Annotated in this window: 15 protein-coding genes; 7 read left to right on the forward strand and 8 right to left on the reverse strand. The window is 31.3% G+C overall.

Annotated features, from left to right (window positions below):
* Positions 1-43 precede the first annotated feature (43 nt).
* The 8 genes from rsmG to rpmH form a co-directional block, all read right to left on the reverse strand.
* Positions 44-763, reverse strand: coding sequence for a 16S rRNA (guanine(527)-N(7))-methyltransferase RsmG (gene rsmG, locus ACJDUH_RS19395; protein ID WP_406766883.1), 720 nt, complete (start codon positions 761-763; stop codon positions 44-46).
* Positions 763-2,661 carry a tRNA uridine-5-carboxymethylaminomethyl(34) synthesis enzyme MnmG gene (gene mnmG / locus ACJDUH_RS19400; RefSeq protein ID WP_406766884.1) on the reverse strand — a complete coding sequence of 633 codons (1,899 nt, stop codon included), beginning with the start codon at positions 2,659-2,661 and terminating at the stop codon, positions 763-765. The genes rsmG and mnmG overlap by 1 nt, the downstream gene beginning before the upstream one ends.
* 38 nt (positions 2,662-2,699) lie before the next feature.
* On the reverse strand, positions 2,700-4,079 hold the full coding sequence (mnmE, locus tag ACJDUH_RS19405) for a tRNA uridine-5-carboxymethylaminomethyl(34) synthesis GTPase MnmE (RefSeq protein ID WP_406766885.1): 1,380 nt from the start codon (positions 4,077-4,079) through the stop codon (positions 2,700-2,702).
* A gap of 167 nt (positions 4,080-4,246) precedes the next feature.
* Positions 4,247-4,873 carry an RNA-binding cell elongation regulator Jag/EloR gene (gene jag, locus ACJDUH_RS19410; protein ID WP_406766886.1) on the reverse strand — a complete coding sequence of 209 codons (627 nt, stop codon included), beginning with the start codon at positions 4,871-4,873 and terminating at the stop codon, positions 4,247-4,249.
* A 51-nt stretch (positions 4,874-4,924) separates the two neighbouring features.
* Positions 4,925-5,605 carry a membrane protein insertase YidC gene (gene yidC / locus ACJDUH_RS19415; RefSeq protein WP_406766898.1) on the reverse strand — a complete coding sequence of 227 codons (681 nt, stop codon included), beginning with the start codon at positions 5,603-5,605 and terminating at the stop codon, positions 4,925-4,927.
* A 77-nt stretch (positions 5,606-5,682) separates the two neighbouring features.
* A complete protein-coding gene (yidD, locus tag ACJDUH_RS19420) occupies positions 5,683-5,931 on the reverse strand; it encodes a membrane protein insertion efficiency factor YidD (RefSeq protein WP_406766887.1) in 249 nt (82 codons plus the stop codon).
* Positions 5,894-6,262 (reverse strand): ribonuclease P protein component, encoded by a 369-nt coding sequence (gene rnpA / locus ACJDUH_RS19425; RefSeq protein WP_406766888.1) that lies wholly within the window; start codon positions 6,260-6,262, stop codon positions 5,894-5,896. Before rnpA ends, yidD begins: the two co-directional genes overlap by 38 nt.
* 54 nt (positions 6,263-6,316) lie before the next feature.
* Complete coding sequence (rpmH, locus tag ACJDUH_RS19430; protein ID WP_406766889.1) at positions 6,317-6,451, reverse strand: 50S ribosomal protein L34; 135 nt, start codon at positions 6,449-6,451, stop codon at positions 6,317-6,319.
* 631 nt (positions 6,452-7,082) lie between these two features.
* Between rpmH and dnaA the strand changes: the two genes are divergently transcribed.
* From dnaA to gyrA, 7 genes are all read left to right on the forward strand, one after another.
* Positions 7,083-8,429 (forward strand): chromosomal replication initiator protein DnaA, encoded by a 1,347-nt coding sequence (gene dnaA / locus ACJDUH_RS19435; protein ID WP_406766890.1) that lies wholly within the window; start codon positions 7,083-7,085, stop codon positions 8,427-8,429.
* 258 nt (positions 8,430-8,687) lie between these two features.
* Positions 8,688-9,791: a DNA polymerase III subunit beta gene (gene dnaN, locus ACJDUH_RS19440; protein ID WP_406766891.1), complete on the forward strand. Its 1,104-nt coding sequence runs from the start codon at positions 8,688-8,690 to the stop codon at positions 9,789-9,791.
* Positions 9,792-9,804: 13 nt separating this feature from the next.
* Entirely contained in the window at positions 9,805-10,011 is a 207-nt protein-coding gene (locus ACJDUH_RS19445; protein WP_406766892.1) for an RNA-binding S4 domain-containing protein, read from the forward strand.
* 123 nt (positions 10,012-10,134) lie between these two features.
* Positions 10,135-11,244 carry a DNA replication/repair protein RecF gene (recF, locus tag ACJDUH_RS19450; protein WP_406766893.1) on the forward strand — a complete coding sequence of 370 codons (1,110 nt, stop codon included), beginning with the start codon at positions 10,135-10,137 and terminating at the stop codon, positions 11,242-11,244.
* Positions 11,245-11,279: 35 nt separating this feature from the next.
* Complete coding sequence (remB, locus tag ACJDUH_RS19455; RefSeq protein ID WP_406766894.1) at positions 11,280-11,543, forward strand: extracellular matrix regulator RemB; 264 nt, start codon at positions 11,280-11,282, stop codon at positions 11,541-11,543.
* Between the two features lie 182 nt (positions 11,544-11,725).
* Positions 11,726-13,636: a DNA topoisomerase (ATP-hydrolyzing) subunit B gene (gyrB, locus tag ACJDUH_RS19460; protein WP_406766895.1), complete on the forward strand. Its 1,911-nt coding sequence runs from the start codon at positions 11,726-11,728 to the stop codon at positions 13,634-13,636.
* Between the two features lie 32 nt (positions 13,637-13,668).
* Positions 13,669-16,137, forward strand: a complete 2,469-nt coding sequence (gene gyrA, locus ACJDUH_RS19465; RefSeq protein ID WP_406766896.1) for a DNA gyrase subunit A — start codon at positions 13,669-13,671, stop codon at positions 16,135-16,137.
* Positions 16,138-16,605 lie beyond the last annotated feature (468 nt).

Below are 16,605 nucleotides of genomic sequence, written 5' to 3' on the forward strand. Positions count from 1 at the left end.
CTTTTTTTTCAAATTTTCGTTTGTCATTTTTTTACATTTTCTACTACTTTATTGGTTTTTTCGCAAGAATTCCAGCCTTCCTAGGATATTCTTTAGGCGTATGATTTATTTTATTTACTACTACCAAATTATGATTTAAATCAGTACCTTCTACTGTAACCGGTATAGTTCTTTCTATTTGTCCACCTAATACCTTAATTGCCTTGCCTGCTTCAGTAATTTCCTCTTCTACTGCAGGCCCCTTCAATGCTATAAAACACCCATTCTTCTTAACATATGGTAAACATAACTCACTTAATACTGATAAATTCGCAACAGCTCGTGAAACAGCAGCATCAAAGCTCTCTCGGTAATTATTTTCTCTAGCGAAATCTTCAGCCCTTCCGTGTACTGCAGTTATTCCTTCTAAATTTAAAGAGTTTATAACCTCATTTAAAAAATTAACTCTTTTATTTAAAGAATCTAAAAGCACCATTTCTATTTCAGGCATTAGAATTTTCATGGGGATACCAGGAAATCCCGCCCCTGTACCAACATCAATAATCCTTTTATAGCTTTTTAGCTTAGATACTCTAAATATTTTTAAGGAATCAATAAAATGCTTTTTAATTATACCCTCATCATCTGTAATGGCAGTCAAATTAATTCTTTCATTCCATTCCTTAAGCATATCTTTATATTTAATTAATTTATTATATTTATCCTCATCAAATGTTAAACCTTCATTAGAACAGGCCTCATTTAACATTTCAAAAAACTCCATTATTGTTCTCCGTCCTTTTGTTTTTGTTTTGCATAAACCTGCTCAAGATAGATAAGCAATACTGAAATATCAGCAGGAGATACACCTGATATTCTAGAAGCCTGACCTATACTTATAGGTCGTATTTTACTAAGTTTTTGTTTTGCCTCAGTTCTTAGTCCGTAAACATCCTCATAGCATATGTCTTGTGGAAGTAATTTATTCTCAAGTTTTTTAAATTGATCTACTTGATCTAATTGCTTTTGAATGTATCCTTCGTATTTTGCTGTAATATTAACTTCCTCTTGTATATCAGCACTTAAATGAGGTCTATTTACATCAAGAGGTTCTAAAACAAAATAATCTAATTCAGGTCTTTTAATTAACTCATATAAACTTACAGGCTTCTTAAGTTCAGAAGAGTTAATAGAATTCAAGAATTCATTTACTTCTGTTTTATTTGTTATCTGTAATCCCTTAATTCTTAATAATTCCTCATTAATAGAATTTTTTCGTTCAATATAATGTCTGTATCTTTCTTCGGTAACAAGCCCTACCTTATATCCTATTTCAGTAAGTCTTAAATCAGCGTTGTCTTGCCTTAAAAGCAGTCTATATTCTGAACGAGAAGTCATCATTCTGTACGGTTCAGAGGTACCCTTAGTTACCAAATCATCAATTAGTACACCAATATAGCCATCACTTCTTTTTAATATTAAAGGCTCCTTCTTTTGTACCTTAAGTGCTGCATTTATACCTGCAATTATACCTTGGGCTGCAGCTTCTTCATACCCAGAGCTGCCATTCATCTGACCACAGCTGAAAAACCCATCAATATTCTTTAATTCCAAACTTGGTTTTAATTCTGTTGGATCAATACAATCATATTCAATTGCATATCCAGTTCTCATTATTTCAACCTTTTCAAGTCCTTCAATAGTTCTTAACATTTTAAGCTGAACATCTTCAGGAAGTGAAGTAGACATACCTTGCACATACATTTCTTCTGTGTCTTCACCTTCAGGCTCAAGAAATACTTGATGATGAGTTTTCTCAGGGAACCTCATAACTTTATCTTCAATGGAAGGACAATACCTAGGACCTACACCTTCTATGGAACCATTATACATTGGAGATCTATCTATATTTTCTCTAATCACATTATGTGTGCCTTCATTAGTATATGTCAAATAACATGATAGCTGGTCTCTATCAATATTCTCATGTAAAAATGAAAAAGGTACAACTTTTTCATCTCCAGGTTGTTCAGTCATTTTTGAAAAATCTACTGATCTTTTGTTAACTCTTACAGGTGTACCTGTTTTAAATCTTCTTAGGCTTATATCAAGCTTATTAATAGATTCAGAAAGTTCAATAGCTGGAAATAGTCCGTTTGGTCCACTGCTATAGCTTACATCTCCGATAATTACCCTGCTCTTTAAATAAGTTCCTGTAGCAAGTACTAATACCTCTGTAGTGAAAAAGGCTCCATTCTTGGTTAATACACCTTTAACTTTCCCATTTTCTACTTCAATACTAACAGCTTCAAGCTGCTTTAAAAATAAATTTTTCTGTCTTTCAAGTACATATTTCATTCTCGCCTGATATTTATTTCTATCAGCCTGAACCCTAAGAGAATGAACTGCAGGTCCCTTAGAGGTATTAAGCATTCTAGATTGTATAAAGCTATTATCGATATTAATACCCATTTCTCCGCCTAATGCATCTACTTCCCGAACTAAATGTCCCTTTGAAGTACCTCCTATATTAGGATTGCAAGGCATAAGTGCCACACTATCTAAGTTCATAGCCAAAACCAAGGTTTTACAGCCCATCCTTGCAGCCGCAAGACCTGCTTCACATCCAGCGTGACCTGCTCCAATAACTACTACATCATACTCTTCTGCAATATATCTCATAATTTTAATGCATTCCTCCTATGTTAAATGGCCTTTAACTATTTACCAATGCAAAATTCACTAAAAATTTTATCTAGTATATCTTCCTCAACAGTTTCGCCTGTAATTTCACCTAAACTAGACCATGCGTCTCTTAGATCAATTGAGGCTAAATCAATAGCTTGAGTATTTTTTAAAGCTTCTACTGCAGAACATAGACTCTTCTTAGCATTTAATAGTGCCTGTTTATGCCTAATATTTGTTATGATCGCACTTGATGATGTAACTTCCCCTTTAAAAAATAGTTGCTTGATAGTATCCTTTAAAAAGTCTATTCCTTCGCCTGTAGCAGCAGAAATCTCTAATATATATTTTGAATTTAAAAGCATTAAATCCGATTTATTAATTTTATTTGGTAAATCACTTTTATTAAGTAAAACAACATATTTACTCTCTTTTATTGCGTCAATTATTTCTAAATCTTCATTATCAAGTTCTCTACTGGCATCTAGCATTAGAATAATAAGATCCGCTTCTTTGATTTTTTCTTTAGATCTCTCAACTCCAATTTTCTCTACATAATCTTCCGTAAAACGAATTCCAGCAGTATCTGTAAGTTTAATAGGGACACCATCCAAATTCATGTATTCTTCAATTACATCTCTTGTAGTTCCAGGCACATCAGTAACAATGGCGCGTTTTTCCTGAAGTAAACTATTTAAAAGAGATGACTTACCTACATTGGGCTTTCCAACAATAACTGTTGTCAGGCCTTCTCTAAGTATTTTTCCTTCATCAGCTGAGCTTAATAAATTATCAATTTCTGAGAGAATATTGCTAAGTCTTTTAGATGTAAATTCAGAAGTAGCTTCCTCTAAATCATCTTCTGGAAAATCAACTGTGGCCTCAATATGAGCAATAATCTCTAAAAGTTTATTCCTTACTAATTTAATTTCTTTTGAAATTTGTCCCTCCGCTTGAGCTAAAGCAGATTTCATGCTTAATTCAGTCTTTGCTCTAATGATGTCAATTACAGCCTCTGCTTGGCTTAAGTCAATACGTCCATTTAAAAAAGCACGTTTTGTAAATTCACCTGGTTCAGCAAGTCTAGCCCCTGCATTAATAGCCTCTTGAAGTACTCTGTTTGTTGCTATAACTCCACCATGGCAGTTGATTTCTATAGTATCCTCTGCAGTGAAACTCTTAGGTCCTTTCATGAAGCTTATTATAACCTCATCGATAATTTCTCTTGTATCTATTTCTATAATATAACCATATCTCATTGTATAGCTTTTAATATCAGTTATATTTCTATCTTTATTTCCTTTGAAAATCTTAACCGCAATAGCTAAAGCATCTTTTCCTGAAATTCTGACAATGCCAATACCACCTTCTCCAATACTAGTGGAGATAGCTGTTATTGTATCAAATTCCTTCATCTATATCACCTCTTTTTAATTTTGCTGACGCAAAATTATTTTACAATAAAAAATGAATAATTATGAAAGTTTTTGCTGTGAAAAACCTTCACTCATTATTGATTATTCAAATATTAAATTGTAAAGCAATCTACTTATATTGTATCCTAAAATTAAAAAGAAAGCACTTATGCTTTCTTTAAATCAACAACAACTCTTCTGTAAGGTTCGTCACCTTCACTATAAGTCTGAACAAACCTATCATCTTGAAGTGCAGAGTGAATTATTCTTCTCTCATAAGGGTTCATAGGTTCTAACCTAATTAGCTTTCCAGTCCTTCTAACTGTTCCTGCTACCTTCTGAGCAAGCCTTTTTAGTGTTTCTTCTCTTTTAGATCTATAGTTTTCCGTATCTAATACTACTCTTTTATATGCAGTTTCATGTCCCTTGTTAACAACCAAGCTTACTAAATATTGAAGTGAATCTAAGGTTTCACCCCTATATCCTATAAGAATACCCATATCTGGACCAGTTAAAATTATTTTGATAGCATCATTTTCCTCTTTAATTCTAATTTCTGATTTAATTTCCATTGAGTTTAAAACCTCTCTTAAAAAGGTCTTAGCCTCGAAAATATAATCTCTTTTAACTTTTACTCTAATCTTAGCTGGTTTTGCTCCAAGAAGTTTAAATAATCCTTTAGACCCTTCTTCTAAAACCTCATATTCAATTTTATCTTCTGTAACTTTTAGCTCATTTAAAGCATTCTTTACAGCATCCTCAATGGTTTTTCCTGTCATTTCAATAGTTTTCATACCCAATATACCGCCTTCCATAAAACAATATAAAATATACTATATTATTATTTACGCATTAGCTTTAGCTGCGTCCATTTTCTTCATAAGAGCGGTCTGGCCAATTTGAATTAAGTTATTTACTACCCAATATAATACAAGGGCCGCAGTAAATCTCCAAGACATAACTACCATAAATATAGCCATTCCTATATTCATCGTACTTGTCTGTTTTGCCTGAGCACCATCAGCTGGTGGTGTCATCATAAGTGATGATAAATAAGTTGTTATACCAGACAAAATAGGAAGTATATATAATTGATCGGTACCAAATAAATCTTTTATCCATAAAAAAGATACTTTGATAGCTTGACCTGTAGCAGCATCTACTGGATGTATGTTTCTAAATACATAGAAAAGTGCCCACAAAATTGGAAGCTGAATTATTAAAGGTAAGCATCCCCCCATAGGATTAACTCCCTTTTCTTTATACAGTTTCATAGTTTCTTCTTGAGCCTTTTGAGGGTCTGATTTATACTTCTCCTGTAATTTCTTTAATTCAGGTTGAATTTCTTGCATTTTAACTTGTGATCTAGTTTGCTTCATATTTAAAGGGAATAAAATTAATCTTATTATAATTGTAAAAACTATAATAGCTATACCATAACTAATGTTAGGATTAGGTATTAAATGCTGAATACCACCTTGTATGAAATAATAAAACTTTGACAGCCCTTCATTTATAAAATTCAAATTCAAATTATAAACCTCCTTGCATTGTACAAACAATGCTTTTGCATTATGTTTATTTTAAGATTAATTTTTTATTTCTATTTAACAGGATCATATCCACCTTTATTAAAAGGATTGCATCTTAAAATCCTCTTAATTGCTAAAACAGACCCTTTTAAAGCTCCATACTTTTCAATAGCTTCAATTGAGTACTCAGAACAAGTTGGATAAAATCTACAGCCAACGTTATCATTAGAACTAAAGGAAAATGTATGATAAAAGGATCTTTTTAAAGGGGACAAAAATTTTCTATAAAACTTGATTATTAGAATCAATAGTTTTTTCATTAAAATATAAACCTGCCTTTTTAAATAAATTCTTCAAGGCCTTTTCAATTTCAAAATAGCTTTTATCATTAGATGCATTTCTTGCTATAAATACCAAATCATGTCCCACTTTTATATTATCTTTATTTAATCTATAACTTTCACTAATTAATCGTTTTACTCTGCTTCTTACTACGCTCTTACCCACTTTTTTACTTACAGAGATTCCAAGTCTATTGAACTCTTTATGATTCTTATAAATATATAAAACTAATAGTGAGTTAGAAAAAGATTTGCCTTTTCTGTAAACAGCTCTAAACTCTATATTTTTTCGTATCTTTTCTTCCTTCATAGTAGCTTGCGCTCCTTTAATCTGCAATTACAGAAAAAGGCCACTAAAGCGGCCTTATGCTGTCAATCTTTTTCTACCCTTTTGTCTTCTTCTCTTTAGAACATTTCTGCCACCTTGAGAAGCCATTCTTTTTCTGAAGCCATGCTCCTTTTTTCTCTGTTTCTTTTTTGGTTGGTAAGTCATAAACATGTGTGCTACACCCCCTTCTACTTAGCATATGTATAGCAATTTTCTTACTATCTTAAATAAAACTTAAATAAGGTAATTATCAATTTATAATATATATATTCTTTAATTATAACCAAATTAAAGGTTTTTATATATAAAATTCTAAAAAATAGCAGACTTTAAGTTTTACTATTAAATTATATATATTCAAGGTAGTAATGTCAAGATTAACAACTTTGTTGATAATTATTAAATTTCTACACATTTTTTGTGGATAACTTCTTGAATCCATATTGTCTATTTGTTATTATAAATAAAGAACTGTTAATAACTTATAAAATTTAAGAGTTATCCACAGTTGTTGATAACTCGGTGGATAACTTGTTAAGCTTTGTTGAATACAGGCTTGTTATACCTGTATTTTTGAATTATTTCAACATTTTCTGCATAGTGCGCAATGTTAATTATTATATTTTTCACATTGTTAATAACTTTTATTTATTTTTCATATTAACAGAATTATTGACATGTGAATATATTTTTCAACATATGTCAACAAATTAAAATATATAAATTATATGAAGAAATTATCTGTGGATAATATTTTTTTAACTTAAAAACTTTTTTATTTTTTATACTGGAGGATAATAAAATGGATGGTGGACTGAAAGAACTTTGGGAAAAAACCTTAAATATTATGAAGGAAGAGCTAACCGAAGTAAGTTTTAATACATGGATAAAAAGCTCAATTCCATTATCTTTAAGCAATAATACCTTAAAGCTTGGAGTTCCCAACAATTTTACTAAAGAAATATTAGAAACAAGGTATAAGGATTTACTAATAAATGCTTTAAATGTAGATTCTTCTAAGAATTATAATATGGAGCTTGTAATAGCTTCAGAAGAGGCTTTAGATATTAACGAAAAAACCAAAAAAGATATAAAAAATTCTATTACAGTAAGCGACGAAATGTCTGCTACTTTAAATCCTAAATATACTTTTGATTCCTTTGTCATCGGAAACAGCAATAGATTTGCTCACGCTGCTTCTTTAGCTGTAGCAGAGTCACCAGCTAAAGCCTATAATCCTCTATTTATATATGGCGGTGTTGGACTTGGAAAAACACATTTGATGCATGCAATTGGACACTACATACTTCAAAATAACCCAAAGTCAAGAGTTGTTTATGTATCCTCAGAAAAATTTACAAATGAACTAATAAATTCTATTAAAGATGATAAAAATGAAGACTTTAGAAATAAATATAGAAATGTAGATGTTTTATTAATAGATGATATTCAGTTTATTGCAGGTAAGGATGCAACCCAGCAGGAGTTTTTCCATACCTTTAATGCACTTCACGATGCAAATAAGCAAATAATTCTGTCTAGTGATAGACCACCGAAAGAAATACCTACATTAGAAGATAGACTTCGTTCTAGATTTGAATGGGGCTTAATTGCCGATATGCAGCCTCCAGATTTTGAAACTAGAATTGCTATTCTAAAAAAGAAAGCTGATGTAGAAGGTCTTAACGTATCAAACGATGTTATGACCTATATAGCAACAAAAATAAAATCAAATATAAGAGAACTAGAAGGAGCTTTAATAAGAATTGTAGCCTATTCCTCACTAACTAATAGGGAAATCAATGTTGATTTAGCTGCAGAAGCATTAAAAGATATAATCTCTAATTCTCAAAGTAAGCAGGTTACTATAGATCTAATAATGGAAGTAACCGCAAATTATTTTAATTTAAGAGTTGAGGATTTTAAGTCCCAAAGAAGAACAAGAAATGTAGCATATCCACGACAAATAGCTATGTACTTAGCACGCAAACTTACAGATACCTCACTGCCTAAGATAGGCGAAGAATTTGGAGGTAGGGATCATACTACAGTTATTCATGCTCATGAAAAAATAACAGGATCTATTAAGACCGATGAAGGCCTTCAAGAAGCCATTAATGAGATTACTAAAAAGCTTCAGCAGAAATAAATCACAATTGTTTATAATTTTTTATTATTATCCTGTGGATAAGTAAATAATATAATATATTCAATAACAATGTGGATAAGTCTAAACTATTTGTATTTACTTATCCACAATTATTTTGACTAACTTTTTCTTATTTTTTAAGGGGTTGAATGTGTTATCCACATATTCACTGCCCCTACTACTACTCTTACTAAATAATTTATTATTATCTATTCTATCTATAAGAAAATCTCATGTGAATAAAGGGAGAGAATTAATATGAACTTTACTTGTGAAAAAACATCTTTACAAGAAGCTATTTCAACTGCACAAAAGGCTGTAACTGGAAAATCAACTATGAATATTTTAGAGGGAATCCTTCTAATAGCAAAAGATAATGAACTCACTATTATAGGTTCTGATATTGATCTGAGTATAGAAACAAAAGCTAAGGTAAATGTTATTGAAGCAGGAAGCGTTGTTTTAGATTCAAAGCTTTTTGGCGAAATCATTAGGAAAATGCCTAATTCAGAAGTGATAGTTAAAACTCTTGAGAATAACTCAGTTGAAATAATATGTGAAAAATCAAATGCAATACTTAAGTATATGAACCCAGATGAATTCCCTAATATACCTAATATCGATGAAACCATACTTTTTGGAATTTCACAAAGACTTCTAAAAAATATGATTAGATCAACCATATTTGCAACTGCTCAAGATGAAATAAGGCCAATTCTCACTGGAGTGAAATTTGAAGTTTCTAATAAAAAACTTAATTTGGTAGCATTAGATGGCTTGAGACTGGCTCTTAGAAATGAAGAAGTAGATAATAATATTTCAATAAATGCTGTAATACCAGGAAAAACTTTAAGTGAGGTTTCTAAGATTCTGGAAGATACAGATGAAAATGTAAATATAACCTTTACTCAAAACCATATACTTTTTAACCTTGGAGAAACAAAAATTATTTCAAGGCTTTTAGAAGGTGAATTTATAAATTATAATTCCATAATTCCTGATGAATATAATCTTAAAGTAGTAGTAAAAAGAAACGAGCTGTTTGATTGTATTGAAAGAGCTTCTTTAATGGCTAAAGAAGGAAACACTAATTTAGTAAAACTTAGTATAAAAGATGACTTGTTAATAATTACCTCTGATTCTCAATTGGGAAAAGCTAGAGAAGAATTAAATGTAATAATGCAAGGAGAACCACTTAAAATTGCATTTAATGCGAAGTTTTTAATTGATGTTCTAAAAATCATGGATGAAGAAGAAATAGTTCTTGAGCTTACAAGCAGTGTTAGCCCCTGTGTAGTTAAGAATAAAGATAAGAATAACTGTACTTATTTAGTTCTTCCTGTAAGGTTTGTTGGAAATTAAGGGAGGGAAAATCGTGAAAGAGATAGTTATAAATACCGATACAATTAAACTTGACGCCTTTTTGAAATGGGCAGGAATTGTAAATATGGGCTCAGAAGCCAAAATTTACATTCAAGAAGGTAAAATTAAGCTAAATGGTAATATTGAAACGCAAAGAGGTAAAAAACTTAGTAAGGGCGACGTAATAGAATTTCAAGGTGAAAGCTATAAGATAATCTAAATTGTCGTTTTTAGATTTTAACTTAATCATGTTATATTACTTGAAGATTCATGAAGCTTATGTGTTAGAAATTTATCATTATATATTTAATTGTTTTATGTTATAATATAATAGGTGTTGCACATGTATGTAAAAAAATTACAGTTAATAAATTTTAGAAATTATAAAGATTTAAACATAGAACTAAACAAAGGAGTAAATATCTTTATTGGAGACAATGCTCAAGGCAAGACTAATATACTAGAAGCCATTTATTACTGTAGTTTAGCCAAATCACATAGAACTAACAGAGACAAGGAACTTATAAATTGGAACTCTGATGAAGCTTATATGCAATCTTACATTTCTAGAGAAAGATTAGACAAAAATATCGATATTAAGATTTTCAAAGACGGCAAAAAGGGCATAAGAATAAATAAAATTAAAGTGGCTAAGATACAAGAACTTATTGGTGTCTTTAATGTAGTATTGTTTTCTCCTGAAGATTTAAAAATCGTTAAAGAATCACCAGCCTACAGAAGAAGATTTTTAGATATTGAAATTTGCAAGTTAAATCCAAGGTATTATTACTCGTTAGTTCAATATAATAAGGCCCTTAATGAAAGAAATTCTCTTTTAAAGAAGTGGAATGGCAATATAGAAGAAATAATAGGTGTATATGATAGCCAGCTTGCAAAGTATGGGAGTTTAATAATAAAAGAAAGACTTAAATATATAGAACTGCTAAACGACAAAGGGAAGGTAATACATAAAGATATTACCTCGAATACAGAAGACATAAGCTTTAAATATATATCAAGTTTGAAGTCTCATCAAAATATAGAGGAAGAGTTGAATCTTCTTTTAAAGAAAAGTTTAAAATCTGATATTGAGAAAAGAATTACATCACATGGTCCTCACAGGGATGATTTTTCAATCAGCATAAATGATATAGACACGAGAAACTATGGTTCACAAGGACAACAAAGAACTTCAGTTTTAACTATTAAGTTTTCTTCACTAGAAATTATTAAAGAGCAGACTGGTGAGTACCCAGTACTGCTTTTAGATGATGTTTTGTCTGAACTTGATTTAAATAGACAAAAATATATTTTAAATTCAATAAACAATGTTCAAACTATTATTACATGTACAGGTATAGAAAATATTAAAAGTTATTTAGATGAAAAATCGAAGATATTCCATGTTAAAGATGGGATGGTAAATAAAGAATTTATATTAAATCAAGGTTAGATAATTAGTGTTTCCGACTAAAAGGAGGAATTTTAGTGTTTTTACATTTAGGTGAGAATATAGTGGTACCTATTAAAGATGTAATTGGTATATTTGATATGGAAACAGCAGCTGACAGTACTGACACAATTCAATTTTTAAGAATGGCAGAAGAAGATGGCTTTGTACAAAGGATTACTAGTGAAAAACCAAAATCACTTATAATCGCAGAAGTGAACAAAAAGAGTAAAATATTTTTGTCACCTATATCTTCAGCTACTCTTGGAAAAAGAACTGAATTTATATATGATGAGGCATAATAAGGTATAAGGCACGTAAACATTAATAATGTTTACGTGCAGGTAAAGTCCTAAATGGACTTTTACGGGTAACCTAGCCGATGGGAAGAGGCGAGTGAAGGCTACCCAGTATAGAGGAATGCAAGGAGCCGAAGCATTAATAATGCTTCGGTGCAGGATAAGGAATCCAAGGAGGTTTACTGATGTCAGAAAATAAGCAAGCTTATGATGAAAGTCAGATACAAGTACTTGAAGGTCTAGAAGCAGTTAGAAAAAGACCAGGTATGTACATTGGAACTACAGGTCCTAGAGGACTTCATCATTTAGTATATGAAATAGTTGATAATAGTATTGACGAGGCAATGACAGGGGTTTGTAAAAATATTAATGTTTTTATTCACCCAGATAACGCAATTACTGTTACAGATGATGGTAGAGGAATGCCAGTTGGAATTCATCCTAAAATGGGAATTCCAACAGTTGAGGTAATAATGACTGTGCTTCATGCTGGAGGTAAATTTGGCGGTGGAGGTTACAAGGTATCAGGAGGACTTCATGGTGTAGGAGCATCTGTTGTAAATGCTCTTTCTGAAGTTTGTGAAGTATCTGTAAAGAGAGAGGGTAAGATATGGACTCAAACTTATAAAAGGGGTAAGGTAGCTAGTGAATTTAGATGTATAGGCGAAAGTGATGGACACGGAACAAAAACTTACTTTAAACCAGACCCTGAAATTTTTGAAGAAATGGAATATGATTACGAAACCTTAGCTCAAAGGCTTAGAGAATTAGCTTTTTTAAATAAAGGTATAAAAATAACATTAACAGACGAACGTGAAGGCGGCAAAAATGAAGTATTCTACTATGAAGGTGGTATAAAATCCTTTGTAGAATACTTAAATAGAAATAAAGAAGTACTTCATGATAAGACTATTTACGTTGAAGGTAAAAAAGATGATTATCTGGTTGAAATAGCCCTTCAGTACAATGATGGGTATATTGAAAATATATTTTCTTTTGCCAATAACATAGACACAGTTGAAGGTGGAACACACATGGCTGGATTTAAGGCAGCTTTAACACGTGTGTTTAATGATTATGGCAAGAAATTTGGATTTTTAAAAGAAAATGATAAAAATCTTTCTGGTGATGATATTAGAGAAGGTCTAACTGCAGTAATCTCGGTAAAACTATCTGACCCTCAATTCGAAGGTCAAACAAAGACTAAACTAGGAAATAGTGAAGTTAGAGGTATAGTTGATAGTATAGTTGGAGATGGAGTAGGTACTTTTTTAGAAGAAAATCCTAATATTGGGAAAATCATAATAGATAAAGCGTTATTAGCTGCAAGGGCCAGGGATGCTGCTAGAAAAGCAAGAGAACTTACAAGAAAATCTGTATTAGAAAGAAGCTCACTACCTGGTAAGCTTTCAGATTGTTCTTCAAAGGATCCAGAAGAATGTGAAATTTATATAGTTGAGGGTGATTCTGCAGGGGGTAGTGCTAAAGGAGGCAGAGACAGACGATTCCAAGCAATACTACCATTGCGTGGTAAAATAATGAATGTTGAAAAACAAAGATTAGATAAAATTTTAAACTCTCAAGAAATTAGAAATATGGTAACTGCTTTTGGCGGTGGAATAGGCAAAGATTTTGATGAGGAAAAAATTAGATATAATAGAGTAATCTTAATGACAGATGCTGATGTAGATGGTGCTCATATTAGAACCTTGTTATTAACCTTTTTCTACAGGTATATGACTGATTTAGTTGAGAAGGGCCACGTATTTATAGCTCAACCTCCGCTTTATAAAGTTACAAAGAGTAAAAAAGACTATTATTGTTATACTGATAAGGAACTTGAAAAGATACTTGCTGAAATTGGAGGAAAGGACAATAATACTAATATCCAAAGATACAAAGGTCTTGGAGAAATGGATGCTGTGCAGCTATGGGAAACTACAATGGACCCTGAAAGAAGAACTCTTCTTAAGGTTAATCTTGAAGATGCAATGGCTGCAGATGAAATATTCACCATACTTATGGGAGATAAAGTAGAGCCAAGAAGAGAGTTTATTACAGAAAATGCCAAGAAAGTTGTGAATCTTGATGTCTAATTGCTTTGTTCATAGGGAGTAGAGGTGTATACATGGATAACCACGGAAATGTTTTAGAAGTAGATATTAAACAAGAAATGAAAAAATGTTATATAGATTATGCTATGAGTGTTATAGTAGGTCGTGCTCTTCCAGATGTAAGAGATGGCTTAAAGCCTGTACATAGAAGAATATTGTATTCTATGTATGAACTTGGAATTACTCCAGATAAGGGATATAGAAAATGCGCCAGAATAGTAGGAGATGTACTTGGTAAGTATCATCCACATGGAGATACTGCTGTTTATGATGCTTTAGTTAGAATGGCGCAGGATTTTTCAATAAGATATCCTCTAGTGGACGGTCATGGTAATTTTGGTTCTGTAGATGGTGATGGTGCTGCTGCTATGCGTTATACAGAAGCAAGAATGAGCAAGATAACACTTGAGCTATTAAGAGAAATAAACAAAAATACAGTTGATTTTATTCCAAATTTTGATGGTGAGGAACAAGAACCTTTAGTACTTCCATCAAGGTTTCCTAATCTTTTGGTAAGCGGATCTTCAGGTATAGCTGTTGGTATGGCTACTAATATACCTCCACATAACTTAGGAGAGGTTATTGATGGTATATCTATGCTTATAGATAATCCAGATGTAACAATTTTAGATTTAATGACTAAAATAAAGGGTCCAGATTTCCCAACAGCTGGAATTATTTTAGGAACAGCAGGTATAAGAGAAGCATATGAAACAGGTAGAGGAAAGATACTAGTAAGAGCTAAAACTGACATTGAAGAGGAAAAAGGAAGGTTAAAGATTATTGTAACAGAACTTCCTTATCAAGTTAATAAAGCTAGACTTATAGAAAATATAGCTGATTTAGTAAGAGATAAGAAAATAGATGGTATATCAGATTTAAGAGACGAATCTGATAGAGAAGGTATGAGAATTGTAATAGAGCTTAAGAAGGATGCTAATGCAAACATAGTTTTAAATCAATTATATAAGCATACTAAGCTCCAAGATACCTTTGGGGTTATAATGATAGCTCTTGTTAATAATGAGCCTCAGACCTTAAATTTAAAGCAAATATTAGTTCATTACCTAGATTTCCAAAAAGAAGTTATAAGAAGAAGAACTCAATTTGACTTAGATAAGGCACTTGCTAGAGCTCATATTTTAGAAGGCTTAAGAATAGCTCTTGATCATATAGACGAGGTTATATCTATAATACGTTCTTCAAAGACTACTGATCAAGCTAGAAAAGGTCTTATGGAAAGGTTTGATTTATCAGAAAAGCAGAGTCAAGCTATTTTAGATATGAGGCTTCAAAGGCTCACCGGGCTTGAAAGAGATAAAATTGAAGAAGAATATAATGAACTAATGAAGAATATATCATACTTTAGAGAAATACTAGAAAATGAAAGTTTAGTTTTAAAGATTATAAACGATGAGTTATTAGAAATAAAGGCTAAGTATTCTGACGAAAGAAGAACTGCCATTGAAAGAAATCCTAATGATATAGATATAGAGGACTTAATTCAAGAGCAGGAAGTTGTTGTAACACTAACTCATACAGGATATATAAAGAGAATTTCTTCTGATGCCTATAAAGCTCAAAATAGAGGCGGAAAAGGAATTCAAGCAATGGCAACAAAGGAAGATGACTTTGTAGAGCATATATTTATTACTTCCACACATAATCACCTTCTATTCTTTACTAACCTAGGAAGAGTATATAGATTAAAGGGATATGAGCTGCCTGAAGCAGGAAGATCTGCAAAGGGAACAAACTTAATAAATATTCTGCCGTTAAATTCTGGAGAGAAAATTCAAGCAATTATGCCTGTAAAAGAATTTGAAGATAATAAGTTCCTAGTAATGGCAACTAAAGAAGGCGTAATTAAGAAAACAGATTTAGCTGATTACTCCTCAATTAGAAAGAATGGTTTAGCAGCTATTAATTTAAGAGAGGGCGATGAACTCATAGGAGTTAAGATGACTGATGGTCAAAGCGAAATACTTATAGTTACCCAAAATGGATACTCTATGAGATTTAATGAGACAGATGTAAGACCTATGGGAAGAACAGCTACAGGAGTTAAAGCCATTACTTTAAGGGAAGAAGATCAAGCTGTAAGTATGAGTGTTATTGCTGAGAATGAAGATGTACTTATTGTTAGTGAAAATGGATTTGGTAAGAGAACAAGTGAAAAAGAATATGCTGCACATAGAAGAGGCGGCAAAGGAATGATCACTTATAAAATATCAGAAAAAACAGGTAAAGTAGTTGGAGCCGGAATTGTAAAAGATGGAGATGAAATAATGCTTATTAACACTAGTGGTGTTGCAATAAGACTAAATGCATCTAATATTTCTACTACTGGAAGAAATACTATGGGTGTTACTCTGATGAGAACTACAGATGAAGAAAAAATAGTAGCTATGGCAAAAATAAATATGGATTCTGAAATAGAAGAAATAAGTGAAGAAATCACAGAAGATCAAGACAATAATTAAAAATTAATATGATGAATGAAGAATTATATAAAAAAGAAGTTTTGTTATGCAAAACTTCTTTTTTTAAATTAGCTCTCTTTTTATATAAGATTTTTAAAGAATAAATATAATAATTCATTATATTTTTATCCTTGATTTAATTAAGCTTTGGTGTAATTAAAATTTTATATCTTAAACTGTTCCAGGTGTATCAATATATGAAATATGATGAAAATACAAGAAATGACTAGATATAGTGCTATAATTTATCTTAATGAATTAATACAAATTAACGTAGTTCTATATTTTTGATAAAATAACATCTGTCGCTGAAAGACAGTAAGACGATTAACTTCGTTCAACATTTAAACTTCTTATCAATAACTTAAAAAAGTTGTTGACAACAAGAAGTTTAAATGATAAGATATAAAAGCTGTCAGACGACGGCAAAACAAATTGGTCTTTGAAAATTAAACAGATATATAACAA

Source organism: Candidatus Clostridium radicumherbarum, from assembly GCF_045310525.1.
Taxonomy (GTDB): domain Bacteria; phylum Bacillota; class Clostridia; order Clostridiales; family Clostridiaceae; genus Clostridium_AT; species Clostridium_AT radicumherbarum.

Bases quoted from the DNA above. Each gene is read 5' to 3' on its own strand.
- rsmG (WP_406766883.1), bottom strand. From the start codon at position 763: ATGGAGTTTTTTGAAATGTTAAATGAGGCCTGTTCTAATGAAGGTTTA.
- mnmG (WP_406766884.1), bottom strand. From the start codon at position 2,661: ATGAGATATATTGCAGAAGAGTATGATGTAGTAGTTATTGGAGCAGGT.
- mnmE (WP_406766885.1), bottom strand. From the start codon at position 4,079: ATGAAGGAATTTGATACAATAACAGCTATCTCCACTAGTATTGGAGAA.
- jag (WP_406766886.1), bottom strand. From the start codon at position 4,873: ATGAAAACTATTGAAATGACAGGAAAAACCATTGAGGATGCTGTAAAG.
- yidD (WP_406766887.1), bottom strand. From the start codon at position 5,931: ATGAAAAAACTATTGATTCTAATAATCAAGTTTTATAGAAAATTTTTG.
- rnpA (WP_406766888.1), bottom strand. From the start codon at position 6,262: ATGAAGGAAGAAAAGATACGAAAAAATATAGAGTTTAGAGCTGTTTAC.
- rpmH (WP_406766889.1), bottom strand. From the start codon at position 6,451: ATGTTTATGACTTACCAACCAAAAAAGAAACAGAGAAAAAAGGAGCAT.
- dnaA (WP_406766890.1), top strand. From the start codon at position 7,083: ATGGATGGTGGACTGAAAGAACTTTGGGAAAAAACCTTAAATATTATG.
- dnaN (WP_406766891.1), top strand. From the start codon at position 8,688: ATGAACTTTACTTGTGAAAAAACATCTTTACAAGAAGCTATTTCAACT.
- recF (WP_406766893.1), top strand. From the start codon at position 10,135: ATGTATGTAAAAAAATTACAGTTAATAAATTTTAGAAATTATAAAGAT.
- gyrB (WP_406766895.1), top strand. From the start codon at position 11,726: ATGTCAGAAAATAAGCAAGCTTATGATGAAAGTCAGATACAAGTACTT.
- gyrA (WP_406766896.1), top strand. From the start codon at position 13,669: ATGGATAACCACGGAAATGTTTTAGAAGTAGATATTAAACAAGAAATG.